The 13873-nt window shown below is 67.1% G+C and carries 15 protein-coding genes; 10 read left to right on the forward strand and 5 right to left on the reverse strand.

What is annotated here, in order from left to right; all coding sequences use genetic code 11:
* Positions 1 to 8: 8 nt before the first annotated feature.
* The 9 genes from RS85_RS01620 (at position 9) to RS85_RS01660 (ending at position 9505) form a co-directional block, all read left to right on the forward strand.
* The gene (locus RS85_RS01620; protein WP_046011671.1) at positions 9 to 920 is read left to right on the forward strand and encodes a hypothetical protein; all 912 of its coding nucleotides are present in this window, start codon (positions 9 to 11) and stop codon (positions 918 to 920) included.
* Positions 920 to 1912: a helix-turn-helix transcriptional regulator gene (locus tag RS85_RS01625; RefSeq protein WP_046011672.1), complete on the forward strand. Its 993-nt coding sequence runs from the start codon at positions 920 to 922 to the stop codon at positions 1910 to 1912. The genes RS85_RS01620 and RS85_RS01625 overlap by 1 nt, the downstream gene beginning before the upstream one ends.
* Complete coding sequence (locus RS85_RS01630; RefSeq protein WP_046011673.1) at positions 1909 to 2892, forward strand: helix-turn-helix transcriptional regulator; 984 nt, start codon at positions 1909 to 1911, stop codon at positions 2890 to 2892. The genes RS85_RS01625 and RS85_RS01630 overlap by 4 nt, the downstream gene beginning before the upstream one ends.
* Before the next feature lie 44 nt (positions 2893 to 2936).
* Positions 2937 to 3173 carry a twin-arginine translocase TatA/TatE family subunit gene (tatA, locus tag RS85_RS01635; RefSeq protein ID WP_046011674.1) on the forward strand — a complete coding sequence of 79 codons (237 nt, stop codon included), beginning with the start codon at positions 2937 to 2939 and terminating at the stop codon, positions 3171 to 3173.
* A 57-nt stretch (positions 3174 to 3230) separates the two neighbouring features.
* A complete protein-coding gene (gene tatC / locus RS85_RS01640; RefSeq protein WP_046011690.1) occupies positions 3231 to 3989 on the forward strand; it encodes a twin-arginine translocase subunit TatC in 759 nt (252 codons plus the stop codon).
* Positions 3986 to 6460 carry a DEAD/DEAH box helicase gene (locus RS85_RS01645; RefSeq protein WP_046011675.1) on the forward strand — a complete coding sequence of 825 codons (2475 nt, stop codon included), beginning with the start codon at positions 3986 to 3988 and terminating at the stop codon, positions 6458 to 6460. Before tatC ends, RS85_RS01645 begins: the two co-directional genes overlap by 4 nt.
* Positions 6461 to 6471: 11 nt before the next feature.
* Complete coding sequence (gene lnt, locus RS85_RS01650) at positions 6472 to 8007, forward strand: apolipoprotein N-acyltransferase (protein ID WP_046011676.1); 1536 nt, start codon at positions 6472 to 6474, stop codon at positions 8005 to 8007.
* A gap of 77 nt (positions 8008 to 8084) precedes the next feature.
* On the forward strand, positions 8085 to 8702 hold the full coding sequence (locus RS85_RS01655; protein ID WP_152642304.1) for a TetR/AcrR family transcriptional regulator: 618 nt from the start codon (positions 8085 to 8087) through the stop codon (positions 8700 to 8702).
* A complete protein-coding gene (locus RS85_RS01660; RefSeq protein ID WP_200894766.1) occupies positions 8699 to 9505 on the forward strand; it encodes an NAD(P)H-dependent oxidoreductase in 807 nt (268 codons plus the stop codon). Before RS85_RS01655 ends, RS85_RS01660 begins: the two co-directional genes overlap by 4 nt.
* 70 nt (positions 9506 to 9575) lie before the next feature.
* Here the strand turns inward: RS85_RS01660 and RS85_RS01665 are convergent, their stop codons facing one another.
* From RS85_RS01665 to RS85_RS01680, 4 genes are all read right to left on the reverse strand, one after another.
* Positions 9576 to 9959, reverse strand: a complete 384-nt coding sequence (locus RS85_RS01665) for an RNA polymerase-binding protein RbpA (protein WP_046011677.1) — start codon at positions 9957 to 9959, stop codon at positions 9576 to 9578.
* A 105-nt stretch (positions 9960 to 10064) separates the two neighbouring features.
* A complete protein-coding gene (locus RS85_RS01670; protein WP_046011678.1) occupies positions 10065 to 10862 on the reverse strand; it encodes a glycerophosphodiester phosphodiesterase family protein in 798 nt (265 codons plus the stop codon).
* A complete protein-coding gene (locus tag RS85_RS01675) occupies positions 10859 to 11803 on the reverse strand; it encodes an SPFH domain-containing protein (protein WP_046011679.1) in 945 nt (314 codons plus the stop codon). The genes RS85_RS01670 and RS85_RS01675 overlap by 4 nt, the downstream gene beginning before the upstream one ends.
* A gap of 9 nt (positions 11804 to 11812) precedes the next feature.
* Positions 11813 to 12301, reverse strand: a complete 489-nt coding sequence (locus RS85_RS01680; RefSeq protein WP_046011680.1) for an NfeD family protein — start codon at positions 12299 to 12301, stop codon at positions 11813 to 11815.
* A gap of 120 nt (positions 12302 to 12421) precedes the next feature.
* On the opposite strand from RS85_RS01680, the gene RS85_RS01685 reads away from it, so the two are divergent.
* Positions 12422 to 13186, forward strand: coding sequence for an SDR family oxidoreductase (locus RS85_RS01685; RefSeq protein WP_046011681.1), 765 nt, complete (start codon positions 12422 to 12424; stop codon positions 13184 to 13186).
* A 66-nt stretch (positions 13187 to 13252) separates the two neighbouring features.
* On the opposite strand, the gene RS85_RS01690 is transcribed toward RS85_RS01685, so the two are convergent.
* Entirely contained in the window at positions 13253 to 13747 is a 495-nt protein-coding gene (locus RS85_RS01690; protein WP_082087439.1) for an HdeD family acid-resistance protein, read from the reverse strand.
* Between the last annotated feature and the right edge of the window lie 126 nt (positions 13748 to 13873).

The raw sequence follows: 13873 nt of genomic DNA on the forward strand, positions 1-13873 counted from the left end.
TGGAGCGCGTGCGTAAAACGTCCGCCGTTCTGGCCTCCCTCAGCCTCGCCGTCCTCGCCCTGACGGGCTGTGCCGCGACGGCCTCCTCCGACGGCGCCGCCTGCGACCGGGGCGGCGACGACAAGATCCTGAATGTCGCCGACGTGAGCGGTGACTTCGGTTCGCTCCCGGAGGTCGCGGTGTTCGGACCGGTAAAGACCGACAAGACCTCGTTCGCCGATGTGACCGTCGGCGATGGCCTCGCCCTGGGGTCGGACTTCCAGCCCGTCGTGATGGACATCGCCTTCTACGGCGGCGACAGCGGCAAGAAGGTCTATCAGTCCGAGTTCAACGACGACGCGAGCCGAGTGCACAGCATCGACTACTGGGCACAGCGTTCCGCGGGCCTGTCGGACGTCTTGGAGTGCGCGACCGGAGGCAGCCGCATCCTCGCCGTGCTCACTCCTGAAGACTTCGGAGAGCAGAACACCGAGGCGTTCGGACTCGCGAAGGACGAGACCGTCGTCGCTGTCATCGACGTGCTCGACGTCCTGCCGTCGAAGGCCTCCGGCGCGCTGCAGTTCAACGACGCAAGCGGTCTGCCCACGGTCGTGCGCGCTCCTGACGGCACTCCGGGAATCATCATCCCCGATGTTCCGGCACCGGAGGAGATCATCACGCAGACCCTCATCAAGGGCGACGGCCCGAAGGTGAAGGAAGGCGACACCGTGGTCTCCAACATCATGGGTGTCGGCTGGGACGACAAGAAGGTCACGACGAACTCGTGGGGCGCGGAGGCCAGCATCAGCGCGGCTCCCGAGCAACTCATCGGCGCCACCGTCGGCTCCCAACTCCTCCTCGTCTTCCCCGAGGCAGACGGATCTCCTGCCACCGCGATCGTCGTCGACATCCTGGGCGCAGTCGCGGCGCCGACTCCGTGATGGCTGCCCGGATTCCCGCGGAGGAGCGCCTGACGAATCTCGTCGTGGCGCTGATGGCCACGGAGATCGGGCTCACCAAGCAGCAGATCCTCGACAACGTCTCCGGCTATCGCCAGCGTGCGGACGCCGGAACGCGCTCCGATGCGCTCGAGAAGATGTTCGAACGCGACAAGGAAGAGCTGCGATCGCTCGGAGTCCCGATCGAGACGATCGGCGATGCCGCCGACCCCAACGATCTCCGTGAGGCCCGCTACCGCATTCCGCAAGCGGAATACGACCTTCCGGCTGACATCGAGTTCACGCCGGCCGAATTGGCGGTGCTCCGTCTCGCCGGGAGCGTCTGGAGTGCCGAGTCGGCCTCCGGAGACGCGCAGTCCGGAGTGCGCAAGATCCGGGCGCTCGGCATCGACGGCGATGAGCCGATCATCGGGTTCGCTCCGCGCATCACCGCGCGGGACGCGGCCTTCTCACCGCTGCAGGACGCGATCGAGAAGAGCAGGGTCGTGCACTTCGAGTATCTGAAGCCGGGCGAGGCGGTGCCGCGACGGCGCAGCATCCGCCCGCTCGCGCTCGTCGACTACGAGGCGCGCTGGCATGTGTTCGGCATCGACGTCGACATCGACGAGGACCGGATGTTCCTGCTCAGCCGCATCGTCGGCGACGTGAAGGTCACGACGACGAGCTTCGATCCGGCGCTGCGCGACGGCGCGGGGGAGCGCGCTCTTGCGGGCCTCGAGCGCGTCGCCGCGCAGAATTCGGCACTGCTGGAAGTCACACCGGGCACCGAGGCGGCACTGCGACTCGGTCGCCGAGCCGCGCGCGCAGCGCAGGGCATCACCGTGCCCTTCGTCGACCTGCACATCTTCGCCGATGAGCTCGCCTCGTACGGCCCTGAGGTCCGCGTCGTCGACCCGGCGGAGTTGCGTGACGCCGTCATCGTCCGCCTCGAGGCGGCCGTCGCTGCGCATGCCGAGCGAGGGGACCGACGATGAGCGCTCAACCGAAGCCCCTGCTCGCCGCGGAACGCGTGCGGCTCTATCTGACGCTCGTGCCCTACCTGCTCGAGCACGGACAGGTCTCCCTCGCCGAGGCATCGGCGGAGTTCGGGGTGACGCCGCAGGAGATGCGCGGCATGGTCGAGAAGCTGACGGTGATCGGCCTTCCGGGCGAATCGGGTTACTGGCAGCAACCTCAGGAGATGTTCGACATCAACTGGGATCTGCTCGATCTCGAGGACGTGATCGAGATCACCAACGATGTCGCCCTCCGCCGGGTCCCACGGTTCACCGCTCGCGAGGCGGCGGCGCTGCTCGCCGGACTGCAGATGGTGGCGGCCGTCCCGGCGGTCTCGGACTCCGGCCTGGTCGCCGGTCTCATCTCCAAGCTGTCGCGCGGCGCCGCCGACGCGCCGGCCGACGTCGTGGTCGCACCCAGCGCTGTCGACGAGGTGCGCGAGGCCGTGGCGCGCGGCCTGCAGGACGGCGTCGCGATCTCGTTCACCTACCAGGCCCCGGACGCTGCACCGACGACCAGGACCGTCGACCCCGTGCAGATCCTCATCACCAACGCCCAGTGGTATCTGCAGGGCTGGTGCCATATGCGGCACGCGATGCGCACCTTCCACCTGGATCGGGTGAGCGAGCCGCAGCTGACCGACATCCCGATCACGCACGGCGGAGATCAGGTGCCGGAGCCGTTCACCGGTCTCGACGATGAGCGCGAGGTCACCGTTCGGGTGTCCGAGCGGTTCGCGCCGCTGCTCACCGGCTTCCTCCCGGCGACGACGCTGGAAGCGGTCGATGGCTCCGTGACCGCGCACTTCCACCTCGCCGACCCCCGGGGCATCAAGCGGCTCGCCGCACGGTTCGGCGGGGCGATGGAAGTGCTCGAGCCGGGCGTGGCACGCTCGTCCGCGCGGGAGTGGGCCGCCGCCGGACTCGCTCTGTACCGCCGCCCCGATCACGAGGATTGATCTGTAGACTGGGGCGAAAGCTTACCGACGACGGGAATCCTGACATGTTCGCTGGAATGCAAGGCTGGCACCTGCTCATCGTGCTCGCCGTCATCCTCCTTCTGTTCGGCGCGGCGAAGCTGCCGGCGCTCGCGAAGAGCATGGGGCAGTCGGCCCGTGTCTTCAAGGGTGAGATGAAGGCCATGAAGGAGGAGGACGCGACGCGCTCCGACGCCGTCGCCGCCGAGCCCACCACGGTGAAGGACTCCGGCGTCGACCCTGAGACTCCGCCTCGCGCCTGACCGGCCGTGGTAGCCATCGAACCCACCGTGAAGGCGAAGGCGGACCGGGATCGGCGGATGTCGCTCGGCGCGCATCTCGTCGAATTGCGAAAGCGCCTGATGTACGCGGCGCTGGCGCTCGTCGTCGGCATGGTGGTGGCGTTCATCATCGCCGACCCGGTCATCCATCTGATCACCGAGCCGATCCGGATCATCATGGAGAAGCGCGGTGACAACTTCAGCGCGCTGAACTTCGGAACGGTGACATCCGCGTTCGACATGCGCATGAGGATCGCGTTCTCGATCGGCCTGTTCATCTCGGCGCCCATCTGGCTCTGGCAGATCTGGGCGTTCATCATGCCGGGGCTCACCCGCAAGGAGATCCAGTACACGGTCGGCTTCATCCTGGCCGCGGTCCCGCTGTTCTTCGCCGGCTGCTACCTCGGCATCGTGATCATGCCGCACGTCATCGAACTCATGTGGGGCTTCACGCCCGAGGGCGGCACGAACTTCTATCAGGCCCAGGAGTACTACGACTTCGTCTTCAAGCTGATGATCGTCATCGGCATCTCCTTCGTGCTGCCCGTCTTCCTGGTCGCGCTGAACTTCGCCGGGGTCATGTCGGGTCGCGCGATCATCAAGGGATGGCGAATCGCGATCATCGTCGCCACGGTCTTCGCGGCGCTGGCCACCCCGGCAGCCGACGTGATCAGCATGCTGATGCTCGCCGGCATCCTGATCGTGCTGTTCTTCGCCGCGGCCGGGCTCTCGCTGCTCTTCGATCGGCGCAAACGCAAACGCGCCGCCGCAGCGGGGCTCCTGCCGGACGCGGTATGAGCTCACCCGCGGAGCGATATGCCGCAGCGCGTGCGGCGGCGGAGCATCCGGCGACCGTCGCGTTCGCCGCTCAGCAGAAGTTCGAGCTCGATCCCTTCCAGATCGCGGGATGTCACGCGCTGGAAAGCGGTCGGAGCGTGCTCGTGGCCGCGCCGACCGGGGCCGGGAAGACGATCGTCGGCGAGTTCGCGATCCACCTCGCCATGCAGACGCCGAGCGACAAGGCGTTCTACACGACGCCTATGAAGGCGCTGTCGAATCAGAAGTTCCGTGAGCTCGTCGAGGTCTACGGGGCGGACGAGGTCGGGCTGCTCACCGGTGACACGAACATCAACGGCAACGCGCGCATCGTCGTGATGACGACCGAGGTGCTGCGCAACATGATCTACGCCGATTCGGCGGCGCTGCGCGACCTGCGCTTCGTGGTCATGGACGAGGTCCACTACCTTGCCGACCGCTTCCGCGGCGCGGTGTGGGAAGAGGTCATCATCCACCTGCCGCAGCACGTGAAGCTGGTGTCCTTGAGCGCGACGGTGTCGAACGCCGAGGAATTCGGCGACTGGCTCGACACGGTCCGCGGCGACACCGAGGTCATCGTGTCGGAGATCCGCCCGGTGCCGCTGGAGCAGCATGTGCTGGTCCGCGACGATCTGCTTCCCCTCTTCGACGACCGCGCCGGGATCGCCACGGCGCAGGTCAACCAGGAGCTCATGCGGATCCGGTCGTTCACCGGATCGAACTATGAGAACAATCGCAAGACGCAGTCGTACATCAGCAACCGGCATGCCGGCCGACAGGCCAAGCGGCCGCCGCGTGGCGGGCAGCGTCCTGTGCGGCCGTCGAACCTCCGGCGTATCGAGCGGATGGATCGCCCCGACGTCATCACGCTCCTCGAGAGAGCGAATCTTCTGCCGGCGATCTTCTTCATCTTCAGCCGCGTGGGCTGCGACGCCGCCGTGCAGCAGGTGCGCCGGTCCGGCATCCGGCTGACGTCGTCGGAGGAGAAAGCGGAGATCCGCGCCATCGTCGAGGAGCGCACCCGGTCTCTGCAAGACGAGGACCTCGGCGTGCTCGGCTACTGGGATTGGCTGGAGAATCTGGAGCGCGGCGTCGCCGCGCACCATGCCGGCCTCCTGCCTGCCTTCAAGGAAGTGGTCGAGGAGCTCTATCGCCTGAAGCTCGTCAAGGTGGTCTTCGCCACGGAGACCCTCGCTCTGGGCATCAACATGCCGGCTCGCACCGTGGTGCTCGAGAAGATGGAGAAGTTCAACGGCGAGGCCCGTGTCGCGATCACCTCGGGCGAGTACACGCAACTCACCGGCCGCGCCGGTCGCCGCGGCATCGACGTCGAGGGTCACGCCGTCGTGCAGTGGACCGAGGGCATGGACCCCCAGGCGGTGGCGGCCCTGGCGTCGCGCCGCACCTACCCGCTCAACTCCAGTTTCCGTCCCACGTACAACATGGCCGTGAACCTGATCGATCTGTTCGGAAAGCCTCGCGCGCGGCAGATCCTCGAGTCGTCGTTCGCACAGTTCCAGGCCGACCGCGCGGTCGTCGGTCTCGCCCGCCAGGTACGAGAGGCGGAGGAGTCGCTCGCCGGCTACGAGAAGTCGATGGCCTGCGAGCACGGCGACTACCCCGAATACGCCGCGGTCCGCCGCGAACTGAGCGACCTCGAGAAGAAGAACCGGCAGGACGCGCAAGCGCCCCGTGCGGCCCGCGACAAGCGGATGAAGCGCATCCAGTCGCTGCGCACCAGCATGCAGCGGCATCCCTGCCATCGCTGCCCCGACCGGGAGGCGCACGCCCGCTGGGCGGAGCGCTATTGGAAGCTCAAGCGCCAGACCGACCGCATCCGCCGCCAGATCGAGACCCGAACCGGCACCGTCGCGCGCGTCTTCGACCGCGTGGTCGAGGTGCTCGAGACGCTCGACTACCTCTCGCGCGAGTCGGACGAGACGGTGCTGACGGAAGCCGGTCGCACGATGCGCCGCATCTACGGCGAACGCGACCTGCTCGTGGCCGAATCGCTGCGACAGGGGCTGTGGAACGGCCTGGATGCGCCGTCACTCGCCGCGATGGCGTGCTGCCTGGTGTACGAGCCGCGACGCGACGAGGCGAACTCGGGGGAGCGCGGGCTTCCGAGAGGCCCGTTCCGCGCAGCGTACGAGAAGACCACCACGCTGTGGGCCGAGCTCGATGATCTCGAGAAGGACCACCATCTGCCTGGCTCCGAGCCGCTGGCCGCGGGACTCGCCGGAGCCATGCACTCCTGGGCTCGCGGCGGAATGCTCGACCGCGTGCTGATCGACGCCGATATGGCGGCCGGTGACTTCGTGCGCTGGGCGAAGCAGACGATCGATCTGCTCGACCAGCTCTCGATCGTCGCAGAGGACGGCGCGCTCGCGCGGACCGCACGGACGGCGCTCGACGGCGTCCGCCGCGGCATCGTCGCCTACTCGTCGATGTGAGAATGAGAAGGATGTCCGAATCCTCTGCGCCCGAGCGCGCCCTGCTACCGCTCTGGGCGGCTGCGCTCACCGCCGCGCTCTCGGCATTCCTGATGGACCTCGCCTACCCGGCATCCGCCATCTGGATCCTCGCCTTCCCGGCGACCGCGCTGCTGCTTCTCGCACTGATCGGTCGACGCGCTGGGGGAGCGCTGCTGGTCGGCCTCGTCTACGGCATCGTGCTGTTCGGATTCCTGGTGTCCTTCACCGCGCGCTACCTGGGACCGATCCCGTGGGCGGCTCTGAGCGTCGTCGAAGGCGGACTCACGGGCGTAGCGCTGATCCTGACCGCGCTGGCCTACCGGTGGATGCCGCGCGCTTTCCCGGGCACCGCGGGGCGCCTGTTCGGCCTCCCGCTCGTCGTCGCCGCCCTGTGGGTCGGGCGCGAGGTCTTCGTCGGGTCCTGGCCCTACGGGGGCTTCCCGTGGGCTCGCATCGGCATGAGTCAGGCGGAGAGCCCGCTCGCACCCCTCTCGTCGTGGCTCGGCGTCAGCGGTCTCGGGTTCCTCATGGTGCTGCTGGTGGCGATGCTGATCGAGATCGTGCGGCTGCGAGCATGGCGGACTCCGCTGCGAATGCTCGCGCCCGCCGCCCTCGTCCTCGTCCTCTTCTTCACGCCTCTGTTCCCCACGGCGGCTGCCGGGTCGATGCGCATCGCCGCGGTGCAGGGGAACGGTCCTACGGGCTACTTCGACCAGCGCGAGCCGTTCGCGGTGGTCGACGCTCAGGCTGAGGCGACCGAGCCGCTCTTCGGCGAGGACGTCGACCTGCTCGTATGGCCGGAGGGCTCACTCGACACGGATCCGTTCCAGAGCGACGCCATGGCGCGACGACTGACCTTCATCACGACTCGGATCGAGGCCCCCCTGCTCGCGAACGCGGCGACCGGACGCGACGAGCTCTACTACAACACCTCGATGCTCTGGACGGATGCCGGGGAAGCGACCCAGCTGCACGACAAGCGGCATCCGGTGCCCTTCGGCGAATACGTGCCCGATCGACCGTTCTTCAATGCGCTGGCTCCGGATCTGATCGGCCTGATCCAGCGGGAGTACACCCCGGGCGAGAACCCGCCCGTCGTCGACGTCGACGGCGTTCTCGTGGGTCTGGCGATCTGCTTCGACGTGATCTACGACGACGTGATCACGGAAGGCATCCACGAAGGAGCCCAGGTCCTCGTCTTCCAAACGAACAATGCGGATTTCCGCGGCACCGATGAGAACGTTCAGCAGCTCGCGTTCGCGCGGATGCGGGCGATCGAGACCGGCCGGAGCGTGGTGAACATCTCCACCGTCGGCACGAGCCAGATCATCGAGCCCGATGGGACGACGGTGACGCGCCTGGATGCCGGAGAGGCCGGCGCCATGCTCGAGGATGTCGAGCTGCGGACGGGAATCACTTCGGGGGTGCTGCTCGGCCCGTGGGTTCAGCAACTTCTCGTGTGGGGCGGTCTTGCGGCCCTCCTGCTTGCGTGGTGGCGGTCCCGGAGGCACCGACCCAGGATGTGATGCGCCGTTGACCCTGGGTTATTACTCATGGTAACTTACTGAAGGTAAGTAGCACCTGCGACCCGGAAAGGTGAGCCATGAACGACGCATCCGCAGTTCCGCCGCGACAGCGATTGACCAAGGCTGAGCGACATGTGCAGCTGCTGGACGCAGCCCGCGACCTGATCCGAACCGCAGGGACAGACGACTTCACGCTCGGCCGCCTCGCCGACCACGCCGGGGTGACCAAGCCGCTCGTGTACGACCATTTCGGCGATCGATCCGGCGTGCTCGCAGAGCTCTATCGGGAGTTCGAACTCCGGCAGCGGGAGACACTCGCCGCAGCGCTTCACGATGCCCCGGCCGACCTCGCCGCAGTCGCGACGATCATCGCCGGCGCGTACATCGACTGCTGCCTGGCGGAGGGGCGCGAGCTGGCCGACGTCGTCGCGGCGCTCGAAGGCTCCGCGACACTCCGCCAGCTCCGCCACGAAGCGGAGCAGGCCTACCTGGAGTCATGCCGCCGCGCGCTCGAGCCGTTGGCTGGCGCTCCGGACGCGGCCGGTCTGCTGGCTCTCGTCGGTGCCGGTGATGCGCTGGCACGTCGTGCGCTCGACGGTTCTATCAGCGCGCAAGAAGCGCGCGCGGCTCTCACCAGGGTGGTTCACGCCGTCACAGCGCAGACATCCCCGCACACGGAAGAGGACACCGTATGAAGATCTCGATCTCGCATCCGCCGACGCCCGGGAACGCGCTCTGGCTGCATGCGCACCCGCGCCACGAATCGTTCAACCACCTGCTGTTCACCGAGGGGGCGAAGGCGCTCGGCGAGCGATACTCCGTCGCCACCTCCGACCTGTACGCGCAGCGGTTCGACCCCGTGCTCGGCGTTCAGGATCTCGGCGAGCTGGCCGACACTGCCGGAAACATCGCCGAGCAGGCGGGGGAGGCCTATCTACGCGGGCAGCTGGCTCCGGACGTCGAGGAGGAGCAGGCGAAACTCGCCGCCGCAGAGCTCCTGGTCATCCAGTTCCCGCTGTGGTGGTACGGCATGCCGGCGATCCTCAAGGGCTGGTTCGATCGGGTCCTCACCAGCGGATTCGCCTACGGCGACAACGACCCCGAACTCGGCGTGCCGCGACGATACGGCGATGGCGGTCTCACCGGCCGGAAGGCCTTGATAATCGTGACGGCCGGCGAGGACGCTCGCTCCATCGGCCCCCGCGGAATCAGCGGCGACATCGAGTCCCTCATGTTCCCCCTCACCCACGGCGTGCTCTGGTACGTCGGGATCGATGTGCTCGACCTGCACGTGATCCACGATGGCGACGCGCTGGACCCTGATGCCGTGCAGCGGGAGGTCAGGCGGCTCACGGAGCGGCTGCGAACGCTCGACGACGAGCCGGTCCTCCCATTCCGGCGGCTGCGGGACGGTGACTATCGGGGTACTCGTGCCCTTGCGCCCGAGTTGCTGCCCGGACGGACGGATCTCGGGATCCATCTCGCGTCGGAGAACTAGTCGAATCACGCCCCCGCACGCAGAAAAGCAGCGAGGCTCGACAGAGCCTCGCTGCTTTCGTGAAAGGCGGTCAGGCCCCGATCTTCTCGCGTGTCGGGTCTTCGCCGGCACCGCGGCGGGCACGGATGAATGCAAGACGCTCTTCGAGCAGCTCTTCGAGCTCGGCGCGCGTACGACGCTCCATCAGCATGTCCCAGTGGGTGCGAGCGGCCTTCTCGTCGGTGACCTCGAGCGTGACGGCTTCGCCGTCGACGTTCAGGCGGGCGTCCGCTCCGCAGGAGCGGCATTCCCAGGTCTGCGGCGGCTCAGCATCCGCCGCGAACATGAGGTTCGTGACGTGCCCGCACGTGTCACAGGAGTATTGGGTCTCGCGGCGTTCCATGAAAACGACGCCCTCTTCGCTCTGTAGGCTCTGGGCGCCGAGTCGGATGCCCCGCAGGCTGCGATCTGCCATTTTGTGGTCCTCTCGTCGCTGTCAGGTATAACGCTCCAGCCTGTGCGCCTGCTCAACGCGAGCGGATTCTCGGCGCGATTCACAGTGAAATCCCAGCGCAGGAGGTTATAGGGCGGGTTGAGATCCCTGAGGGGGGTGAAGAGTGGCGAGGGCGAGATCGGCCCGGTCGGAGACGAAGCCATCGATACCGATGCCTGCGAGCCGGAGCATCGTGTCGGGCTCATTCACCGTCCATACGTGAACCTCGACGCCCGATCGATGAGCCGCGCGGACGAGGGCCGGAGTCAGGACTTTGATCGCGCCGTGGCGCTCGGGAATCTGGAGCGCGTCGACACCGCGGAGGAGCCGGGCGGGGGAGAGGCGCAAGGAGGACAGTGCGCGGAGCGATGCGATCGTGGCACGGCCGCCCGAGGTCGCGGGTCTGAGCGCGGCACCGGCACGAAGAACCGCCGCGATGGTCGCCCTCCGGTTCGCGTCCGAGAAACTCGTCACGAGAACTCGGTGCGTGTCGTCGACGAGGATCGGACCGAGCAGCCCGGTGGCCGCATCCGTCTTCACATCGATGTTGAAGCGGAGCCGCGGGAAGGAGGCGAGCGCCTCGGCGACCGTGAGGAGCCCGCCGTGATCGGCGAAGACGCTTCTCAGCTCTCTCGTACGCACATCGCGCACCGCTCGCGGATCGCCGATGAGGCGGTCGAGGGTCGCATCGTGGAACAGCACCACGTCGCCGTCGGCAGTGACCTGGCAGTCGGTCTCGACGTACTCGACGCCGGCCGCATGAGCCGCGGCGAAGGACGCGGCCGTGTTCTCCCAGACACCGGAATCCTCGCCCGCCGCGGTGATCAGGCCGCGGTGAGCGAGGACTCGGGGATGCCGTGCCTTTTCGAAGTACGGGTGGGTCACGCGCCCGGCAGTGTGTTGTTGGGGCCCATGTTGTTCGGGGTCTGGCCGGGCTTCGGCGTGAACGCGCTGCCGATGCCCTTGAGTGCCTCGGTGAGCTCGCTCGGAATGATCCAGAGCTTGTTCGACTGGCCCTCGCTGATCTTCGGCAGCATCTGCAGGTACTGGTAGGCGAGCAGCTTGTCGTCCGGTGCTCCCTCATGGATCGCCGTGAAGACGTTCTGGATCGCCTCGGCCTCGCCCTGGGCGCGGAGAACGGCGGCCTGTTTGTCGCCTTCTGCGCGGAGGATCTCTGCTTGGCGCGCGCCCTCAGCTTCGAGGATCGCGGACTGCTTGGTGCCCTCTGCGGTGAGGATCGCGGCACGACGGTCACGCTCTGCGCGCATCTGCTTCTCCATCGAATCCTGGATGGAGATGGGCGGATCGATCGCCTTCAGCTCGACGCGTCCGACGCGGATGCCCCACTTGCCGGTGGCCTCGTCGAGGACGACCCGGAGCTGTCCGTTGATGTTGTCGCGGCTCGTGAGCGCCTCTTCGAGATTCAGGCCACCGACGACGTTGCGGAGGGTGGTCGTCGTGAGCTGCTCGACGGCGCCGAGGTAGTTCGCGATCTCGTAGGTCGCGGCACGGGCGTCGGTGACCTGGAAGTACACGACCGTGTCGATGGAGACCACGAGGTTGTCCTCGGTGATCACGGGCTGCGGCGGGAACGAGACGACCTGCTCGCGCATGTCGATCAGCGGACGGAGCCGGTCGATGAAGGGCACCAGGATGTTCAGACCCGGCATGAGGGTCTTGTGGTACCGGCCGAGCCGCTCCACGACGCCGGCTGTCGCCTGCGGAATGATCCGGATCGAGCGTGCGACGGTGACCACCACGAAGATGATGATCGCAACCACCAGGATCCAGAGGATCGCGGTGGGGATGAACGAGGAGTCGTTCACTGATTTCTCCTAGTAGGTAGAGGGCTGGTCGTTGATGGGTCGGACGACGGCCGTCGCCCCGTTGATCGCGGAGATCGCGACCGGTGAGCCCTGGGGGATCGGCACGGAGGTGAGCGAGCGCGCGGTCCAGGTGTCGCCGTTGCTCAGCTTCACCTGACCGGAGATCTGCGTGATGTCGTGCAGCGCGACGCCGCGGAGGTCGATCAGGGCGTCGACGTTCGATTTCGTCGGATCCTCCCCGCGGCGCAGGCGCTTCAGCAACGGAGGACGGAGGAAGAGGATGAACACGGCCGCCGCTGCGGCGGCGATGATCACCTGCGCCCAGACCGGGAGTCCGACGAGGTCCGTCACGAGGCCGATGGCGCTGCCGAAGCTGAGCATCAGGAAGGTGAAGTCGAGGGTGAGCATCTCGATCACGAGGAAGAGGGCGATCAGGACCAGCCAACCGATCCATGCCCAGTTATCGATCAGTTCGATGAAGACGGAGAAGTCGTTCATGCGGCCTCCTTTGCGGTCAACCTATCACGCGCCCTCGACGCTTCCGGGAGTGCCCGACGCGGATTGATAGTGTGGGAGAGCCGTGCGATCACGGCATCTCACGCACCATGAGGAGTCATTGTGACCGACGTTCTTCCCGCAGGTTCCCTCGACGGCAAGGTCGCCCTCGTCACCGGCTCGTCCCGGGGGATCGGCGCCGACACCGTGCGCTACCTGGCCGAGGCCGGCGCCGACGTCGTCATCAACTTCCGCAACAAGGCTCCGCGAGCCGAGAAGCTCGCCGGCCAGCTCCGCGAACTCGGCCGGCGAGCCCTGGTCGTCGGCGCCGACCTCACGGATCCGGCATCCGTCGCCGAGATGTTCGAGGCGATCCAGGCGGAATACGGCCGCCTCGACGTGCTGGTGCTGAACGCCTCCGGCGGGATGGAGTCAGGCATGGCCGAGGACTACGCGCTCGCCCTGAACCGCGACGCGCAGCTCAACGTGCTGAACGCTGCCACGCCTCTACTCGGAGACGACGCGCGCGTCGTGTTCGTCACCAGCCATCAGGCGCACTTCATCCGCACGACGCCGACGATGCCGGAGTACGAGCCGGTCGCACTCTCCAAGCGGGCGGGCGAGGATGCTCTGCGCGAATTGATCCCCGGTCTCGCCGAGAAGGGCATCGGCTTCACCGTCGTCTCCGGCGACATGATCGAGGGCACGATCACCGCCACGCTGCTCGAGCGGGCGAACCCGGGCGCAATCGCGGAGCGTCGCGAGTCGGCAGGGAAGCTCTACAACGTGTCGGAGTTCGCTGCCGAGGTGGCGGCGGCCGTCGTCGACCCGGTGCCCGCAGACAACACCCGCCTGGTCGGAGACGTGAGCGCGTTCACCGCCGAGTAGGCCTCACGACGATGATCGGCCCCGGCCTGCTTCGAGCAGGTCGGGGCCGATCTCGTGAATGCAGGGTCAGACCGCGGCAGCGTCCTGAGTACCGATGAAGGCCTTCTCGTCCTTGCCGAGCGTGATCGCGCGCACGATCTGCACGATCCCGAGCACCACGAGCGAGATGCCCAGCAGGAGCCAGAACGCCAGCCCGGCGATCACGGGGGAGAAGATCACGATGACGCCGGCGATGATGCTCAGGAGCGCGTACAGGAGCGTCCACACCCGCGAACCGTCACGGCCGAGCAGCGACAGCGACACGACGCCGTCGACGATCCAGCTGATACCGATGAAGATGACCACGATGAGGGCGAGCGTCGTCGCCGCGGCGCCGAGGTTGGCATAGGCGATCACGCCCGCGACGATGTAGACGAGACCGAGCACGATGTGGCCGACACGCGACCATCCGCCCTTGGCGCCGGAGAAGATGCCGAGACCGATGTAGACCAGACCGGCGATGATGAGGTACGTGGCGAAGATCGCGGTGACGATCACGGCGGACTTCACCGGCCAGATCAGGAGGGCTAGTTGTGATGTCCAGGGACGTTGTTGCGTGAATCGCGTGTGATTTGCGGATAGGTGAAGGCCTCCTGTTGCGAGAGTGGAGCTGTCTAGGAACCACTTTCCGCACTCAGGAGGCCTTCA

The sequence above is a fragment of the Microbacterium sp. SA39 genome, from assembly GCF_000967865.1.
Classification (GTDB): domain Bacteria; phylum Actinomycetota; class Actinomycetes; order Actinomycetales; family Microbacteriaceae; genus Microbacterium.